A 17,987-nucleotide genomic window follows, 5' to 3' on the forward strand; every position below is an offset into this window, starting at 1 on the left:
GACTGAAACCTAAAACAAAACAAGGTTCTGATTCTACAGTGGCTGGCGCGATGCAGTGCGGCCAATGCAGCCACGCGGCAACATTCAGCTCATTTGAGGTTCTGGATCGTCACACGCACCTGCAGCGATTCAGTCCCGCCGCCGCGTCGCACCCCGCGCACCGGCGCCGAGGATTCATAATCGCGCCCCACCGCCAACCGGCACAAGGCATCGTTGGCAAATCGGCCATGCGTGACATCCAGACTGACCCAGCCAGTGTAGCCAGGTTCCTCGATCCAGACATCGACCCAGGCATGGGTTTCGGCGTGGTCGGAGCGGCCCGGGTCGATGTAGCCGGAGACATAGCGCGCCGCGATGCCGCGCGTGTGGCAGCAGGCGATGAACAGGTGGGCATGATCCTGGCAGACGCCGCTGCCGAGTTGCAGCGCTTCGGCGGCGGTAAAGGTGACATCGGTGGCGCCGCTCTGGTAGACCACCGCGCCACGCACTGCCTGGGCCAGCGCCAGCAAGTCTTCGCTGCGGCTGCCGACCGGCAGATACTGCGCCGCGAACGCGCGTACTTCGGCGGTCGGTTCGGTGCGGCTGGTCGGCATGGTGAACACCAGCGGCGAGACGGTATCGCAGGCGGTCAGCCGACCGCGGTCAAGCGGTGCAATATCGACAATGCCTTCGGCCACGATCGACAGTTCGGCAAAGCGGCCGCGCACGGTCAGCATGTGGCATTCGTTGCCAAAGGCGTCGGCAAAGGCATGGCGATGACCGGACGTGGTGATGTGCCAGTGATCGACATGCTGATGCGCGTCGCCGCGTGGTGTCAGGCGCAGCTGCTGGATGGTGTAGACCAGCGGCGCGGAGTAGCGGTACAGGGTCTGGTGGCGGATGGAGAGGCGCATGATCAGGCCGCCAGCGGAACCAGGAAATCGCGGCTGATGCGTTCGCCCAGCGCGCCAACGGTTTCCAGGAAATCGGTCAGATAATCGTCCAGGCCGGCGTCGAGGATGTCCTCGATGCGGCCGAACTGCAGCTCGGCACTGAGTTTGCCGGCGAAGCGTTCGGTATCGCGCGAGGTCTCGGTGCTGATCTGCTTCAGGTTGGCGACCAGTTCGGTCATGCAGGCCAGCAGTGAGCGCGGCATGTTCTGATTCAGGATCAACAGCTCGGCCACGCGCGCCGGTGTGATGACGTCGCGATACACCTTGCGATAGATCTCGAACGCCGATACCGAACGCAGCAGGGCGGCCCAGTAATAGAAATCGATCTGCTGCTCATGCGCCAAGGCCTGGTCGTCGCCCGCGCCGTGGAATTTGACGTCGAGGATGCGCGCCGTATTGTCGGCGCGTTCCAGAAAAGTGCCGATACGGATGAAGTAGAACGCCTCGTCCTTGAGCATGGTGCCGCTGGTGACGCCGCGCGACAGATGCGAGCGGTGCTTGACCCACTCGAAGAACTGGCCTGGATCGCGTTCCAGTTCGCCGGCGCGCAGCTTGGCCTGCAACCCCAGCCAGGTGGCATTGCTGGTTTCCCAGACTTCGGTGGTCAGGGTGCCGCGCACGGCCCGCGCGTTCTCGCGTGCCTGTTTCAGGCAGGACGCAATCGAGGACGGATTGCTCATGTCCTTGACCATGAAGTCGAGCACGTCCTTGGGTGTCACGCCGTCGTACTTTTTATCGAACAGCTCCTGCAGTTCGGAGATGTCGAGAATCGCGCGCCAGCCGCGCACGGCAGCCTGGCGCGATTGCGGCAGCAAGCCGGTCTCGGTGTTGACGTCCAGCATGCGGGCGGTGTTTTCAGCGCGCTCGGTGTAGCGCGCCATCCAGAATAAGTGATCAGCAGTGCGGCTCAGCATGTCATGCCTCCAGAATCCAGGTGTCCTTGGTACCGCCGCCCTGCGACGAATTGACCACCAGCGAGCCTTCTTGTAACGCAACCCGGGTCAGGCCGCCCGGCACCATCGAGATGGTCTTGCCGGACAACACGAACGGACGGAAGTCGAGATGGCGCGGTGCGATGCCCGAGTCGACGTAGGTCGGACAGGCCGACAGCGCCAGCGTCGGTTGCGAAATATAGCCATCCGGACGGGCGATCAGGCGGGCCCGGAAATCCTCGATTTCTGCGCTGCTGGCGGCCGGGCCGATCAGCATCCCGTAGCCGCCGGCGCCATGCACTTCCTTGACCACCAGCTCGGACAGGTGCGCCAGCGTGTACGCCAGGTCTTCCTTCTTGCGGCACTGATAGGTTGGCACGTTGTTGAGGATCGGCTCTTCGGCCAGGTAAAAGCGGATCATGTCCGGCACGAACGGATAAATCGACTTGTCGTCGGCCACGCCGGTGCCGATCGCATTGGCCAGCGTGACGCGGCCATCGCGATACACCGACAGCAAGCCCGGCACGCCCAGCGATGAGTCGGAACGAAATGCCAGCGGATCGAGGTAGTCGTCATCGATGCGTCGGTAAATCACGTCGACGCGCTGCGGTCCGCGCGTGGTGCGCATGTACACCGCGTTGTCATCGACGAACATGTCCTTGCCCTCGACCAGCTCGACGCCCATCTGCTGCGCCAGGAAGGCATGCTCGAAATACGCCGAGTTGTACATCCCCGGCGACATCACCACCACGGTCGGGTCGGTCACGCCGACCGGCGCCACCGAACGCAGGTTATCGAGCAGCATGTCAGGGTAGTGCGCCACCGGCGCGATCTGGTGGCGCGCGAACAGTTCGGGGAACAGGCGCATCATCATCTTGCGGTTTTCCAGCATGTACGACACGCCCGACGGCACCCGCAGGTTGTCCTCCAGCACATAGAATTCGCCCGCGCCGGCGCGCACGATATCGACCCCGGCAATGTGCGCGTAGATATCCGAGGCGACCGAAATGCCCTGCATCTCGGGCCGGTACTGGGCGTTGCGGTAAATCTGTTCGGCCGGGATCACGCCGGCCTTGATGATGTGCTGGTCGTGATAAATGTCGTGCAGGAACATGTTCAAAGCACGGACCCGTTGCACCAGCCCGGCCTCCAGTTGCATCCATTCGGCGGCGGTGATGATGCGCGGGATGATGTCGAACGGAATCAGGCGTTCGGTGCCGGCATCATTGCCATAGACCGCGAAGGTGATGCCGACGCGATGAAAGATCAGATCGGCTTCGGCCTGCTTGCGGGCAATGATATTGGCCGGCTGTTCGGCCAGCCAGGTCTGGAACTCGCGATAGTGCTCGCGCACACCGCCTGCACCAGCGCTGTGCATCTCGTCAAAAAAATGGGTCATGCCGTAATCCTGTCTCGGTTTTTTGGGAGAAGCGCTCAGACTTTGCCGTCTTGTGCAGACAGGGTATCAAGAAATATGCCAGTGCCAATTTATTCCGGTCGCCGCAGGCGATCAACCAAGGCCAGCGTCTGTTGATCCGGTGGTGGCGTCAGCAGGCTGACCACGATCAGCGCCAGGAAGCCGGCCGGCACGCCGAAGATTCCGGCCGATATTGGTGCAATCTGAAACCACTGCCCCGCAACGGAGCCACCCAGCGCCGGATGGGTGCGCAGCATGTACAGCACGCACACTGAAAACCCGACCAGGATGCCGGCCACCGCGCCGGCCTGATTCGCGCGCTTCCAGAACATCCCCAGCGCCAGTGCTGGAAACAGCATCGACGCGGCCAGTGAAAAGGCCGCGCCGACCATCGACAGGATGTTGCCCGGTTTCAGCGAGGCCACATAGGCCGCCACCAGCGCCACTACCAGCAACAGCAGTTTGGAAATCGTCACGCGCTTCTGGGTCGAGGCGTTCGGGTCGATCTTTTTGTAATACACGTCGTGCGACAGGGCGCTTGAAATCGTCAGCAGCAAGCCGTCGGCGGTCGACAGCGCCGCTGCCAGGCCGCCGGCGGCGATCAGTCCCGAGATCACGTACGGCAAGCCGGCGATTTCCGGCGTGGCCAGCACGACAATATCGCCATCCAGCACGATCTCGGCCAGCTGCACGATGCCATCGTGATTGACGTCGACGATGCTTACCAGCGGATTGCTCTTGTCCAGGTTGCTCCAGTAGGAGACCCATCCCGGCAGATGCGAAAACTCCGAGCCAACCAGCGAGGTGTAGATATCGACCTTGACCAGCACCGCCAGCGCCGGAATCGTGATGTACAGCAGCATGATGAAAAACAGCGTCCAGAACACCGACTTGCGCGTGGCCCGCACCGAGGGCGTGGTGTAGTAACGCACCAGCACATGCGGCAGGGCGGCGGTGCCCATCATCAGGCACAGCACCAGCGCCAGAAAATTGTTGCGCTTGGCATCGGAGGCGGCGCGATCGGCGGCCGGGAACGGCTGCGCATGCGGCAGGATGGGTGCGGCGCGCGCCAGATACGAGTTGCGGGCTTCGGACCATTTGCGTTGTGCGTCGGCCGGGTTTTGCGGATAGGCGGCCAGCGCCCGGCTGGCGCTTTTGATGTCGATCAGCGACGCATTGTTGCGCCGTTGTTCCTCGAGCTTGTGTTGTGCATCGAGCTGGCCGTCGGTCCAGGATTGCGGCAGGGTGCGCAAACGGACCTCCAGGTCGGCGGCGCGCTGCCGGAACACGTCGCGCACCTGTTGCTCCCTGGGGTCGGCATTGAGCACTTTTTCGCGTGCGCTCAGCGTCGTCAGTGCGGTGCCGTAGGCGACCTGCGGCACCGGCACGCTGGTGTGCTTGACCGACAGCCACATCACCGGAATCATGTAGGCGATCAGCATGATCAGGTACTGCGCCACCTGGGTCCAGGTCACCGCCCGCATGCCACCCATGAACGAACAGACCAGGATGCTGGCCAGGCCAAGAAAGATCCCGACCGAAAAATCGACGCCGGTAAAGCGCGAGGTGATCAGGCCCACGCCGTAAATCTGCGCCACCACATACGTGAACGACACGATCACAGTGGCAATCACTGCCAGCATGCGCACCACGTCATTGCCATAGCGCCCGCCGTAGCGCGCTGCCAGATAATCGGGGATCGTGTACTGGCCGAACTTGCGCAGATACGGCGCCACCAGCAGCGCCACCAGCACGAAGCCGCCGGTCCAGCCCATGATGTAGGCCAGTCCGTCGAAGCCCTGCAAATACAGGCCGCCGGCCAGGCTCAGAAAGCTGGCCGCCGACATCCAGTCGGCGGCGGTGGCCATGCCATTGAAGATCGCCGGCACGCGTCGGCCGGCGACATAATATTCCGAGACATCGGAGGTGCGGCTCATCACGCCGATGCCGGCGTACATCACGATGGTCGCGAACAGGAACAGGTAGCCGATCCAGATGCGCGGCACACCTTCCTTTTCAAGGATCGCCAGTGCCCCCAGGAACAGCAGGAAGCCGAGCACGAACCAGGCGTAATAGCGCTGCAGGCGAAATTCGAACGGCCTAACTGCCATGGTCTTCCCCGGGAACGTAACGGCGATCCAGTGCGCGCATGCGCCACGCATAGATGGCGATAATCGCCACATACAGCAGCGTCGCACCCTGCGCCGCCAGATAGAACGACAGCGGCCAGCCCAGCAGGGTCAAGCCATCCAGGTCGCGCGCGAAAAAAATGATACCGACCGTTATCACGAACCAGCCCGACAGCAATTGCCATGTCAGCCGGCGGGTTCGCTCCCAGTGGCGGGCCTGGTTGAGGGGTGCTTGCGGCATCAGTCGAACTCCTCACTGGAGGCCGGCGGGCGCTCCATTGGCAATGTGATGCGGAACAGGCTGCCCGGCGTTTTCGGGTCCTGGCTGTGCGGATTGTTGAAGATGTCGATTTCGGCGCCGTGCTGCTGGGCGATCTCGCGCACGATCGCCAGTCCCAGTCCGCTGCCCTCCGCGCCGCTGCCGAGGATGCGATAAAACCGCTCGAACACATGGCGTCGCTCATTGGGCGGAATGCCGGGGCCGGTGTCCTCGATTTCCAGCATCGCATGCTGGCGCTCGTCATCGGTGCGCACGCGGATCGTGACGCTGCCATGCGACGGTGTGTAGCGCAGCGCATTGTCGATCAGGTTGCTCAGCATCTCGCCCAGCATCACCGCGTTGCCCAGCGCGATGACGGGGTGACCCGGCTGCTCGAACCCGATATCGATTTCCTTGGCGAAGGCAATCGGCACCCAGTCCTGCACCACCTTGCGTGCCAGCTCGGCCAGTTCGATCGGCACGAACGGCGTCGCGCGCGGGGTCTGGTTTTCGGCGCGCGCCAGCGTCAGCAACTGATTGACCAACCGGGTCGCCGACTCCGAACTTTTCGACAGTTGCTCCAGCGAGCGATGGATTTCGTCCTGCGAGGTCTGGCGCAGCGCCAGTTCCGATTGCATGCGCATGCCGGCCAGCGGCGTTTTCATCTGATGGGCGGCGTCGGCGATGAAGCGCTTTTGCAGCTGGATGGTTTGCGACAGTCGTTCCAGCATCTCATTGAGCGAGCGCACCAGCGGCGAGATTTCCTCGGGCACCTGGCCCGATTCGATCGGGCTCAGGTCGTCCGGCCGGCGCGCCCGGATGCGCTGCTGCAGTTCGACCAGCGGCGCCAGGCCGCGTGCCAGCGCAAACCAGACCAGCGCCAGCGCGACCGGCAGGATGATGAATTGCGGCAGGATCACGCCCTTGATGATTTCGTTGGCCAGTTGTGCGCGCTTGTCGAGGGTTTCGCCGACCTGCACCAGCGCCATGCGCGGTTCGCTTGAGGCGCCGCGCGCGGCGCTGGTGCGGCGCAAATCAACCTGCACGTAGGCCACCCGCACCTCGGCGCCGTGCATGCTGGCATCACGGAACTGGACCGCGCTGCCGGGCGGCTTGTCGTCCTCGGCCGGGGCCGACAATTCGCGTTCGCCGTCGACGAACTCGCCGTGCGGGCCGAGCACCTGGTAGTACACGGTGTCGACATCGTCGGCGCGCAGGATGTCGCGCGCCGCGCCAGGCAGCAGCGCCACCACCTTGCCATCGACCTCGCGCACCTGCTGCGACAGCACGGTCACGCTGTCATCGAGGGCGCGGTCGAATGGTTGATTGGCAATCGACTTGGCCACCAGATATGTGATCGCGATACTCATCGGCCACAGCAGCAGCAGCGGCACCAGCATCCAGTCGAGAATTTCACCGAACAGCGAGCGTTGAATGCGTTCGTCGGCGGTATCGGCGTCGAACGGCGCAGACGCAGACGCAGGCGGCGCGGCGCCGCGCTCAGCGTCCAGCCGGTGCCACATCGCTGAATTTCTCCAGGCAATAGCCGAGGCCGCGCACGGTAGCAATGCGGACGCCCTCGCATTCGATTTTCTTGCGCAGGCGGTGGACGTAGACCTCGATGGCGTTGTTGCTGACTTCCTCGCCCCATTCGCACAGATGATCGACCAGTTGCTCTTTCGAGACCAGCCGGCCGGTGCGTTGCAGCAAGACTTCCAGCAAGCCCAGTTCGCGCGCCGACAAATCCAGCATCTGTTCATGCAAATAGGCGATACGGCCGACCTGATCGTAGGCCAGCGGGCCGTGCCGGATCACGGTCGGTCCGCCGCCGACGCCGCGGCGGGTCAGGGCGCGCACGCGCGCTTCGAGTTCCGACAGGGCAAACGGCTTGGCCATGTAATCGTCGGCGCCGAGATCGAGTCCCTTGACGCGTTGTTCGATCGAATCGGCCGCGGTCAGAATCAGCACCGGCAGGTGGGAATTGCGCGCGCGCAGTTTGCGCAGCACCTCCAGCCCTGACATGCGGGGCAAGCCGAGGTCGAGAATCAGCAAATCGAAATCCTGGGTCGACAGCGCCAGATCGGCTTCGACGCCATTGCCGACGCAATCGGTGGCATAACCCGATTGGCGCAGCGAGCGCGTCAAGCCATCGGCCAGCACGCTGTCATCTTCGGCAAGCAGAATACGCATGATGGATGGTCTCCGGACCGCGCAACACTGAATTGTGTTGGCCTTATTGTCCGGCCATTATCGCCGCGTCGGGCTGTAATCCGGAAAGAATTCGCGCAGCAGGAATTGCTGCAGGCCGGGCAGGTCCTCGGTGCGGGCGCTGAGCGAGACCTGGCGGCCAAGTTTGTGCGAATCCCAGGTGAAATCTTCCTGGGTATGCTGGCGGATGATGTCGATCATTTTCTTGACCACTGCAATCCGGATATCTTCTTCCGCGCCTTGCTCGACGCTAAGCTGCTGGCTCCAGTTGCGGCTGGCTTCCTTTTTCCAGCCGCGGAACAGGAATTCGGCGTGATGCGCGCCAACCAGTCCCAGCTGGAACATGCCGCCGCCGCTTTCCTTCTCGACGCCGGCAGCCTTCAATGCCGATGTGATGTTGGCCATCGCCGCTGCCTTGCCGCGCGCATCATCCTGTTGCTGGGGAGTGCCGCGCTCGGCCTGCTGCGCCGCCTCGGCCTCGGCCCGCTGGCGCTGCTTGCTGGCCAGCCGGCTGGAGAAATCTTCCTCGGGCGGCTGTTCGACCGGCGGGCGCGGTGGCGCGGTCTGCTCGGCCGGTTCGGTGATTGCATTCGGATTCGGTGGCCGAGAGATGGCCTGCGGCGCGCGCGGCGCCTTCGTCTTGCGCGGCTTGCTCGGACGCAGCGGCGGCACCTCGATGCCGCGCGGCTTGCTGGCCTTGCTGGATTTGTCGGGTGTGTTCGGCAGCAGCAACAAGGTGGTCTCGACGTCACCCTTGCCCGGCGGCTTGACCATCGGCGGACTCTTGTGGGTCAGGATCAGCCACAGGACCAGCGCGTGCAACAGCACCGAAATGATCAGGCCAACCGAGATCGCGCTGCGCTTCGGACGTGCCGGCGCCACCGGCGCGGTGCGGTCGGTGCTGCGGCGGCGCTGCTGCCGAATCGGAGAAGTGGTGTCGTCTGGCAAAATGCGGCAACCTTGCGGTCCTGGGTTGGTCACAGCTGCATGGCTGGAATCGCAATCGGAATAATCCGGCGCGTCGAGGCCAAAGACTAACACCGGAGCGGGATGCAAATATTTCTGCGTGTATCACCTCATTGGGCAATGACAGCGGTGCGCGATGATGATTCAATGGCGTCCGGCGCGTGGGATTCTGGCAAATGCCAATCATTTGATCCGCAATAAAAGCTGTGCTTGCATAAACCACTGTTTGTTTATACAGTACGGCCTGTGCTGAATTTTCCGATGCCGAACAGATTTCGTTCGGCGGCATCACTCCACCGTTGAAAGACAATCCATGGACGACAAAAAAACCGTATCCGGTTCCGACAAGAGCAAGGCGCTTGCTGCTGCGCTGGCCCAGATTGAAAAGCAATTCGGCAAAGGCTCGGTCATGCGCATGGCCGACGGCGCTGTGGTCGAAGAAGTGCAAGTGGTGTCGACCGGCTCGCTGGGCCTCGACATCGCGCTCGGCGTAGGCGGCTTGCCACGTGGTCGCGTGGTTGAAATCTATGGTCCGGAATCGTCCGGCAAAACCACGCTGACACTGCAAACCATCGCCGAGATGCAAAAACTGGGTGGCACCTGCGCTTTCATCGATGCCGAACACGCGCTCGACGTCGGCTATGCCCAGAAGCTCGGCATCAACCTGTCCGAGCTGCTGATTTCCCAGCCCGACACTGGCGAGCAGGCACTCGAGATCACCGATGCACTGGTGCGTTCCGGCGGCGTTGACCTGATCGTGATCGATTCCGTCGCCGCCCTGACGCCACGCGCCGAGATCGAAGGCGACATGGGTGATTCACTGCCGGGTCTGCAGGCACGGCTGATGTCCCAGGCGCTGCGCAAACTGACCGGCTCCATCAACCGCACCAACACACTGGTGATCTTCATCAACCAGATCCGCATGAAGATCGGCGTCATGTTCGGCAACCCCGAAACCACGACCGGCGGTAACGCACTGAAGTTCTACGCATCGGTGCGGCTGGATATCCGCCGTACCGGCTCGATCAAGTCCGGTGACGAAGTCATCGGCAACGAAACCAAGGTCAAGGTCGTCAAGAACAAAATCGCACCGCCATTCAAGGAAGCGCATTTCGACATTTTGTATGGCGAAGGCACATCCCGCGAAGGCGAAATCCTGGATCTGGGCGCTGATGCAAAGATCGTCGAGAAGTCGGGTGCCTGGTACAGCTACAACGGCGAGCGCATCGGCCAAGGCAAGGACAACGCCCGTAATTACCTGAAAGAGCGGCCGGAGCTGGCGCGAGAAATCGAGAACAAGGTCCGGGTTTCGCTGGGCGTGCCGGAATTGGGTGTGGCCAAGTCGGCAGAACCTGCCGGCAAGAAAAAGGCTGCCGACAAGGTCGCCGTCGACGTCAAGGATGATGTCGCCGAATGAGGTGTTGCGCCCGGGTGGGCGCAGCGTCCGCCACCGGCTTGATGCGCTCGCATTGAGCCGATGGCTGGTTTCCCGGCTGCTTCGGCAGCGATTACATTCGTCACTTGTAGCGGCGCAATGATGGCAAAGCCCCGGATCAGCCTGAAGTCCAGGGCGTTGCGTTACCTGTCAATGCGCGAGCACAGTCGGCTGGAATTGGGCCGCAAGCTGCAGCGCTATGCTGAGGACGGTGACGATGTCGATGCGTTGCTGGACTGGCTTGAAGGCGAAAAATTCCTGTCGCAAACCCGTTTTTCCGAATCCCTGATCCACCGTCGTGCCGCCCGGTTTGGCAACAACCGCATCGTCTCCGAGCTGCAAAGCCATGGGATTGCCGGCGAGGCACTGACTGGCCTGAAACAAAAACTGCAAATTGACGAGCTGGCCCGGGCGCGCGACGTCTGGCAGCGCAAATTCGGCAAGCCGGCGGCGGATTCTGCCGAGCGCGGCAAGCAAATGCGGTTCATGCAACAACGCGGGTTTTCCGGTCGCGCCATTCAGGCGGCGATGCGCACGCGCCCTGACGAAGACGACTTTCCGACGTCTTTTGACGACAACTAACCGCGACCAGCACGTTGGATCGCCCGATCCGATGCTGTGATCCTGTTTTCAGCTGTGCTACACTTTCCCGGTTTTTGCACTGCCGCATGAGCGGCTGTGGACACAGAATCTGTGCTCACTCAACGCAAACGCGGCGCATCTTGCCGCCCTTACTGGCATTGGTCCGTATGCCCCTTTCACCACCGGTTTCCCGACGTCAGCTCAAGCACACCCGCACCTTGTCGGTCGAGGCGTTTGCACGCGACGACGGTCTGTGGGACATCGATGCCCGGATTACCGACATCAAGACGCGCGTTGTCACCCTGGCTTCTGGTCGGCGCGAAGCGGGTGACGCGTTGCATGACCTCAAGCTGCGCATCACCATCGATCTCGCCTTCAACATTGTGGCCGCTGAGGCTAGCTCCGATGCCGTTCCGTATCCCGGATTCTGCGACACCATCAGCCCCGCCTACCAATCGCTGGTCGGGCTGAACCTGATGCAGGGTTTTCGCCACCAGCTCAAGTCCCGTGTTGCCGGTATCGCTGGCTGCACCCATCTGACCGAGCTCGCGCAAATACTTCCGACCGCAGCGATCCAGGCGTTCGCTGGCGATGTGATCGACACGCGCGACGGCGACGCTGCCGATGACGGCGCCGCCAAACCATTTCAACTTGATCGCTGCCACGCCCTGCGCACGGACGGCGCCGCGGTCGCCCAGTTTTATCCGCGCTGGTCAGTGCCAGCCGTAACACGGTTCCAATCCAGTTAGTCAACCCAGCATTTTTTCGATCAGCGTCTGAAGGGAAACCCGCATGAAAATCCATGAGTACCAAGGCAAGGAAATCCTCCGCAAATACGGCGTCACGGTGCCGCGCGGCATTCCATGTAACTCCGTCGAGGAAGCCGTCAAGGCGGCTGAAACACTGGGCGGACCAGTGTGGGTCGTCAAGGCCCAGATTCACGCTGGCGGTCGCGGCAAGGGCGGCGGCGTCAAGGTCGCCAAAACGCTGGAACAGGTGCGCGAATACGCCACCGCAATCCTCGGCATGCAACTGGTGACCCACCAGACCAGCCCGGAAGGCCAGAAAGTGCGCCGCCTGCTGATCGAAGAAGGCGCCGACATCAAGAAAGAACTGTACGTCAGCCTGGTCACCGATCGCGTCACGCAACGCGTGGTCCTGATGGCCTCCAGCGAAGGCGGCATGGACATCGAAGAAGTCGCCGAGAGCCATCCCGAGCTGCTGCATCACATCGCCATCGACCCGGCAGTCGGCCTGACCGACGCCGACGCCGATGCGATCTCGACCAAAATCGGCGTGCCGGCCGCGTCGCTTGCCGATGCCCGTACCCAGCTGCAAGGTCTGTACAAGGCGTATTGGGAAACCGACGCCGCACTGGCGGAAATCAATCCGCTGATCCTGACCGGCTCCGGCAAGGTCATCGCGCTCGACGCCAAGTTCAACTTCGACGCCAACGCGCTATATCGCCAACCGGAAATCGTCGCCTACCGCGATCTGGATGAAGAAGATCCGGCCGAAGTCGAAGCCTCCAAGTTTGACCTCGCCTACATTTCGCTCGATGGCGATATCGGCTGCCTGGTCAACGGCGCCGGTCTGGCCATGGCGACCATGGACACCATCAAGCTGTTTGGCGGCGAGCCGGCCAACTTCCTCGACGTCGGCGGTGGCGCCACGGCAGAGAAGGTCACCGAAGCGTTCAAGATCATGCTCAAGAATCCTGGCCTGAAGGCCATCCTGGTCAACATCTTCGGCGGCATCATGAAGTGCGACGTGATTGCTGAAGGCGTCATCGTGGCCTCCAAGGCAGTGTCGTTGCAGGTGCCGCTGGTGGTTCGCATGAAAGGCACCAACGAAGACCTCGGCAAGAAGATGCTGGCTGAGTCCGGCCTGCCGATCATCGCCGCCGACACCATGGAAGAAGCCGCGCAGAAAGTTGTCGCCGCCGCCAAAGCCCACGCCGTCAAAGCCTGATAAATCACGACCAACAAGAGCGCACAAGGAACCACCATGTCGATTCTGATCAATAAAGATACCAAAGTAGTCACCCAGGGAATCACCGGCAAGACCGGGCAGTTCCACACCCGCATGTGTCGCGAGTACGCCAACGGCATGAACTGCTTCGTCGCCGGCGTCAATCCGAAAAAAGCCGGTGAAGATTTCGAAGGCATTCCGATTTTCGCCACCGTCGCCGAAGCCAAGGCCCAGACCGGCGCCAACGTGTCGGTCATCTATGTACCGCCAGCCGGAGCCGCCGCTGCCATCTGGGAAGCCGTCGAAGCCGACCTCGATCTGGCAATTTGCATCACCGAAGGCATTCCGGTGCGCGACATGATGGCGCTGAAGGACCGCATGTCGAAATCCGGCAGCAAGACCCTGCTGCTCGGACCAAACTGCCCGGGCCTGATCACGCCGGACGAAATCAAGATCGGCATCATGCCGGGCCATATCCACATGAAGGGTCGTATTGGCGTGGTTTCGCGCTCCGGTACGCTGACCTATGAAGCGGTCGGCCAGCTGACCGCGCTGGGTCTGGGTCAATCGTCGGCAGTCGGTATCGGCGGCGATCCGATCAACGGCCTGAAGCACATCGACATCATGAAAGCCTTCAATGATGATCCGGACACCGACGCAGTCATCATGATCGGTGAAATCGGCGGTCCGGACGAAGCCAATGCGGCCTACTGGATCAAGGACAACATGAAGAAGCCAGTGGTTGGCTTTATCGCCGGCGTCACCGCACCACCGGGCAAGCGCATGGGTCATGCCGGCGCCTTGATCTCGGGCGGCGCTGATACTGCTGAAGCCAAGCTGGCCATCATGGAAGCCTGCGGCATCAAGGTCACGCGCAATCCGTCCGAGATGGGCCGTCTGCTGAAATCTGTGTTGTAATCAAGCCGTTAAAGTCAGCTTGCGGGGAGCTTCGGCTCCCCGCTGCATTTGCGCAATCCGTTCCCGCCATGCGACCACGCGTGCGCCGGAACCCCTCTACCGGATTCAATGGAATTTTTAGCACAACTGAACTGGCTCGCTGTCGGCCAGATCATCCTGATCGACCTGCTGCTGGGCGGCGACAACGCCATCGTGATCGCACTCGCATGCCGCAACCTGCCCGACCATCTGCGCCTCAAGGGCATTCTGTGGGGGACGGCGGGCGCCATCGGCATCCGTATCGTGCTGATCACCTTCGCCGTGACCTTGCTCGCCGTGCCGTACCTGAAACTCGCGGGCGGGCTGATGTTGCTGTGGATCGGCGTCAAGTTGCTGTCCGACCAGGGCGACAGCCACAGCGAGGTGCATGCCGACGCGCGCCTGGCCGCCGCAGTCAAGACCATCATCATGGCGGATCTGGTGATGAGCATCGATAACGTCATTGCCGTGGCCAGCGCCGCCGACCAGGCCGCCGGCGCCTACCGCATGGTGCTGGTGGTGTTCGGCATACTGGTCAGCATCCCGATCGTGGTCTGGGGTAGTACACTCGTGCTCAAGCTGATGGAACGGCTGCCGCTCATCATCACCTTCGGCGCAGGCTTGCTCGGCTATCTGGCCGGTGAGATGATAACTTCCGACCCGGCAGTGGCGCCGTGGCTGGCCGTCAGCCTGCCGCACGGCATGCCGCAATTGGCCCTGATGGGCGTCGTCGTGCCGCTGCCCGGATGCATCGGCGCCGTTGCCGTCGTGTTGGCCGGCAAGTTGCTGGCAGCGCGTGGCGCGGCCCGCACCATGCCAAACGCATGATCGACCTTCTGGATTTGAACGCCTTGATGAAAGCACGACGTGATGGTCCGCAACCCGCCGCCCCCGCGCAGGCAAGCGATTGAGCATGGAATCTAATCTCAATCTGGAATTCGCCTCCATGACCGACACCGGTCGGGTGCGTGCGCACAACGAAGACTCGATTGTGCTCAGCCCCGACTACGGCGTCGCGATTCTGGCCGATGGCATGGGCGGCTACAACGCCGGTGAAGTCGCCAGCACCATCGCCACCGCCGTCATCCGCGAAGTGGTGGAGGCCGAGCTGCATGAATCGCAACCCGGCGATCAGCTCAACCGCATGAAGTCGGTCAGTCACCTGCTCGACGAAGCCGTCACGCAGGCCAACCTGGCGATTCTGGATGCGGCGCTGGAAGAACCGGACTTCAGCGGCATGGGCACCACGCTGGTGATGGCGCTGTTCCATCATGACAAAGTCACGCTGGCGCATGTCGGTGATTCGCGCTGCTACCGCTACCGCAACGGACGGCTGGAACAACTCACCCGCGATCACTCGCAACTGCAGGAACAGATCGATGCCGGCCTGGTCAGCCCGGAATGGGCCCAGTTCGCCCAGAACAAGAACCTGATTACCCGCGCGGTCGGCGTCGATGCCGAATTGCAGGTGGAAGTCCACGAATACACGATCCAGACCGGCGACCTGTATTTGCTGTGTTCCGACGGCCTGTCCGACATGCTGATGGCGCAACAGCTCGAACAGGTCCTGGGCGACTCCGCTTCCGACCTCACGTTGAAGGCAGAAACCCTGGTCACGCAGGCAAATGAATGTGGCGGAAGAGACAACATTTCCGTTATCCTTGTGCGCGTCCGTTCGGTCAGCAGCGAAAAAGCCGGGCTGTTCGGACGCATCATGAACTGGATGAAATAACAGCCCACTGCGGCACAGACACGAGCGTGGCAGATCAGTCGACCACGCCGCGATGGAGAGACAGCAATGGCAAAGATAATCGTTTCCATGGATGGCCAGCTTTTGCAGGAGGTCGCCCTGACCAAGGAGCGCATCACCATCGGCCGCCGTCCGCACAACGACGTGGTGCTCGACATGCGCTCGGTGAGCGCCGAACACGCTGCCATCATGACCTTCGGCAACGACTCGTTCCTGGAAGACCTCGACAGCACCAACGGCACCCAGGTCAACGGTCAGCCGGTGCACAAGCACTATCTGCAGAATCACGACGTGATCCAGCTGGCGAAGTACGAGATCCGCTACTTCAGCAGCGTGCTGCGCAAACCCGGCGACGTCGTGCCGCCTATCGTCTCGGCGTATGCCAAGGCGCAGCCGGTCATCGGCAGCGAGACCCGGCAACGCGGCGAAACCTCCATCTCCGGCACTGTCGCCGGCGAGCCGGGGCCGATCCCGGTGGTCAAGGTCATCAGCGGCCCCAGCGCCGGCAAGGAACTGGTCCTGACCAAATCCCTCACCACCATCGGCCGCCCCGGTGTCCAGGTCGCCGTGATCACGCGCCGCCCGATGGGCTTCGTCATCACCCATGTCGAAGGCGATACCTATCCGCTGGTGAATGGCGTTTCGATCGGCAAGTCGGTGCATCCGATTGTGTCGGGTGACGTGATCATCCTGTCCGGCACCGAGATGGAGTTCTTGCTGCGTTAGTGCTGTGCACGGGTTTTGCAGTGTGTCGGAGTGTGAATTTGACCGGGCGGTAAGGCGGTCAGTCCGTTAAAAGTGCGACAAGAAATGGTTGGGGTGACGAAATTTGTCAGTTTCTAGTGAGAAACTTTGTCACTTTGCTCGCCGAATCCGGGAATTGGCATCGAAAACCCCCCTTTTTCTGCTGGCACGGCGCTTGCGAAGGGGTAGGCATGGCAGAAACCTCTGTCTACTTCCAACGAGGAGAAGCAAAATGAAGATGGTCAAAAAAGCACAACAGGGTTTCACGCTGATCGAATTGATGATTGTGGTTGCGATTATTGGTATTTTGGCTGCGATTGCATTGCCTGCTTACACGGACTATACGATCCGTTCGAAAGTCAGTGAGGGTATGGTTGTTGCTGAAGGATTTAAAACTCTGATCGCCGAGTCAACCACATTAGTTGAACTGGGCGCCAATGTCGGAGCCGCCAACGCTTCGGTTGCTGCTGCTAACCCGACTAAATACCTGTCATCGATTCAAGCAGTACCTGCTTCAGGCATAATCACTGCAATTTACAACCTCACGAACGTCGGTGCTGCTGGTACGTTGGTTATTTCTCCATACATTAAGGGCACGGCCGGTGTGCAAACCTTGGCAGCCGCTTTGCTAGCCGGTAATACCGGTGCGATCGACTGGGCATGCCGTGGTCTCGGTGGTACTGCTGCGACGGCTGGCAACATGGCTGGCGCTACCGCAGGTTCACTGGCAGTTAAGTATTCGCCTGCAAACTGCCGCTAAATTATGCTAAGCACGACTCTAAGGAGTAGTGTGGTTCTACCAGCACAAAATGGAGCCATGAATTCCTTGCCGAATTCATGGCTTTTTTTGTGATAACTCGGTTTAATATCTTAAAGTTCCGTGACGAATCGACGCGACTGGGTCCGGGACCCTAAAGTTTCGGTGCGGCCGTTAACTGATTAAAAACATACTCTCCATGCCATTAAGAATTAAAGCAGCTTTAACTCATTTGTTGGTGAGTTTTCTCATAGTTTCAACTGTCCTAATTTTGGTTATTTTAGTTTGGTATCCAGGGAATTACTTTGGTGCGGCTGGTGTTTCAAAAATACTTTTTGTTTTCGCGTTGGTTGACGTCTGCGCCGGACCGCTGATCACGCTAATTATTTACAATCCATTTAAGCGTTCGCTGAAAATGGACCTAGGCTGTATCGCGTTATTGCAATTTGTTGCGCTGGTCTACGGCGTGAATGCAATTTATAGCGGCCGCCCTGTTTATTTGGTTTTCAATGTCGACATGTTTACCATCGTTTCGGCTACAGATATTGCCGATTCCGAGCTTAAGAAATCCAAAATTAAATATTTGCCAAGAACTGGCCCGGTAGTGGTGGGAGCACGCCTTCCGCTCAATTCGAACGAAAGTAGAGATATTTTGTTCTCCGCTTTGAATGGTGGTGCCGACTTGCCACAGTTGCCAAGATACTATCTTCCTTATGAAAGCCTGGCGGTAGACGTTAAGAAGAAAATGCTTGAATTCGATGCGTTAAAAAAGCGAATTCCTGAAGCCAAGTCGAATGACGCCAATTTAAAAATTAACGCGGCATTAAAGAACGCCAGACTGAAAATTGCTGACGTCGGCTTTATCCCTATTCGCGGCAAAATCCAGGACATGACGATGATGGTGCGACGCTCCGACAGTGCGATCGTTGAAATGCTGGCAATCGATCCGTGGGGGAATTGACTGCCCTT

Annotated in this window: 18 protein-coding genes; 10 read left to right on the forward strand and 8 right to left on the reverse strand. The window is 60.8% G+C overall.

The window, feature by feature from the left end; translation table 11 throughout:
* Positions 1-89 precede the first annotated feature (89 nt).
* The 8 genes from RCH09_RS11990 to RCH09_RS12025 form a co-directional block, all read right to left on the reverse strand.
* Positions 90-893 (reverse strand): transglutaminase family protein, encoded by an 804-nt coding sequence (locus RCH09_RS11990; RefSeq protein WP_326941330.1) that lies wholly within the window; start codon positions 891-893, stop codon positions 90-92.
* Positions 894-895: 2 nt separating this feature from the next.
* The gene (locus tag RCH09_RS11995; protein ID WP_326941331.1) at positions 896-1,846 is read right to left on the reverse strand and encodes an alpha-E domain-containing protein; all 951 of its coding nucleotides are present in this window, start codon (positions 1,844-1,846) and stop codon (positions 896-898) included.
* Position 1,847: 1 nt separating this feature from the next.
* Positions 1,848-3,263 carry a circularly permuted type 2 ATP-grasp protein gene (locus RCH09_RS12000; RefSeq protein WP_326941332.1) on the reverse strand — a complete coding sequence of 472 codons (1,416 nt, stop codon included), beginning with the start codon at positions 3,261-3,263 and terminating at the stop codon, positions 1,848-1,850.
* Between the two features lie 89 nt (positions 3,264-3,352).
* Positions 3,353-5,392 (reverse strand): sodium:solute symporter family protein, encoded by a 2,040-nt coding sequence (locus tag RCH09_RS12005; RefSeq protein ID WP_326941333.1) that lies wholly within the window; start codon positions 5,390-5,392, stop codon positions 3,353-3,355.
* Complete coding sequence (locus RCH09_RS12010; protein WP_326941334.1) at positions 5,382-5,651, reverse strand: DUF4212 domain-containing protein; 270 nt, start codon at positions 5,649-5,651, stop codon at positions 5,382-5,384. Before RCH09_RS12010 ends, RCH09_RS12005 begins: the two co-directional genes overlap by 11 nt.
* The gene (locus RCH09_RS12015; protein ID WP_326941335.1) at positions 5,651-7,192 is read right to left on the reverse strand and encodes a sensor histidine kinase; all 1,542 of its coding nucleotides are present in this window, start codon (positions 7,190-7,192) and stop codon (positions 5,651-5,653) included. Before RCH09_RS12015 ends, RCH09_RS12010 begins: the two co-directional genes overlap by 1 nt.
* A complete protein-coding gene (locus RCH09_RS12020; protein ID WP_326941336.1) occupies positions 7,170-7,859 on the reverse strand; it encodes a response regulator transcription factor in 690 nt (229 codons plus the stop codon). The genes RCH09_RS12015 and RCH09_RS12020 overlap by 23 nt, the downstream gene beginning before the upstream one ends.
* Before the next feature lie 57 nt (positions 7,860-7,916).
* Complete coding sequence (locus tag RCH09_RS12025) at positions 7,917-8,825, reverse strand: hypothetical protein (protein WP_326941337.1); 909 nt, start codon at positions 8,823-8,825, stop codon at positions 7,917-7,919.
* A 331-nt stretch (positions 8,826-9,156) separates the two neighbouring features.
* Here RCH09_RS12025 and recA point away from each other — a divergent pair, with 331 nt between their 5' ends.
* The 10 genes from recA to tfpZ all read left to right on the forward strand — a co-directional run bounded on the left by recA (position 9,157) and on the right by tfpZ (position 17,979).
* Complete coding sequence (gene recA / locus RCH09_RS12030; protein ID WP_326941338.1) at positions 9,157-10,260, forward strand: recombinase RecA; 1,104 nt, start codon at positions 9,157-9,159, stop codon at positions 10,258-10,260.
* Between the two features lie 120 nt (positions 10,261-10,380).
* Positions 10,381-10,860, forward strand: a complete 480-nt coding sequence (recX, locus tag RCH09_RS12035) for a recombination regulator RecX (RefSeq protein WP_326941339.1) — start codon at positions 10,381-10,383, stop codon at positions 10,858-10,860.
* A gap of 167 nt (positions 10,861-11,027) precedes the next feature.
* Entirely contained in the window at positions 11,028-11,609 is a 582-nt protein-coding gene (locus RCH09_RS12040) for a DUF2889 domain-containing protein (RefSeq protein ID WP_326941340.1), read from the forward strand.
* Positions 11,610-11,652: 43 nt separating this feature from the next.
* A complete protein-coding gene (gene sucC, locus RCH09_RS12045; RefSeq protein ID WP_326941341.1) occupies positions 11,653-12,831 on the forward strand; it encodes an ADP-forming succinate--CoA ligase subunit beta in 1,179 nt (392 codons plus the stop codon).
* Positions 12,832-12,867: 36 nt separating this feature from the next.
* Positions 12,868-13,749, forward strand: coding sequence for a succinate--CoA ligase subunit alpha (gene sucD, locus RCH09_RS12050; protein WP_326941342.1), 882 nt, complete (start codon positions 12,868-12,870; stop codon positions 13,747-13,749).
* A gap of 108 nt (positions 13,750-13,857) precedes the next feature.
* Positions 13,858-14,595 carry a TerC family protein gene (locus RCH09_RS12055; protein WP_326941343.1) on the forward strand — a complete coding sequence of 246 codons (738 nt, stop codon included), beginning with the start codon at positions 13,858-13,860 and terminating at the stop codon, positions 14,593-14,595.
* Positions 14,596-14,680: 85 nt separating this feature from the next.
* Positions 14,681-15,499, forward strand: a complete 819-nt coding sequence (locus tag RCH09_RS12060) for a Stp1/IreP family PP2C-type Ser/Thr phosphatase (RefSeq protein ID WP_326941344.1) — start codon at positions 14,681-14,683, stop codon at positions 15,497-15,499.
* Between the two features lie 66 nt (positions 15,500-15,565).
* Positions 15,566-16,243 (forward strand): FHA domain-containing protein, encoded by a 678-nt coding sequence (locus RCH09_RS12065; protein WP_326941345.1) that lies wholly within the window; start codon positions 15,566-15,568, stop codon positions 16,241-16,243.
* Positions 16,244-16,493: 250 nt separating this feature from the next.
* Positions 16,494-17,021: a pilin gene (locus tag RCH09_RS12070; RefSeq protein WP_326941346.1), complete on the forward strand. Its 528-nt coding sequence runs from the start codon at positions 16,494-16,496 to the stop codon at positions 17,019-17,021.
* 196 nt (positions 17,022-17,217) lie between these two features.
* Positions 17,218-17,979, forward strand: a complete 762-nt coding sequence (tfpZ, locus tag RCH09_RS12075) for a TfpX/TfpZ family type IV pilin accessory protein (RefSeq protein WP_326941347.1) — start codon at positions 17,218-17,220, stop codon at positions 17,977-17,979.
* The last annotated feature ends 8 nt before the right edge of the window (positions 17,980-17,987 follow it).

It is taken from the genome of Actimicrobium sp. GrIS 1.19, from assembly GCF_035984655.1.
In the GTDB taxonomy this organism is placed as follows: domain Bacteria; phylum Pseudomonadota; class Gammaproteobacteria; order Burkholderiales; family Burkholderiaceae_D; genus Actimicrobium.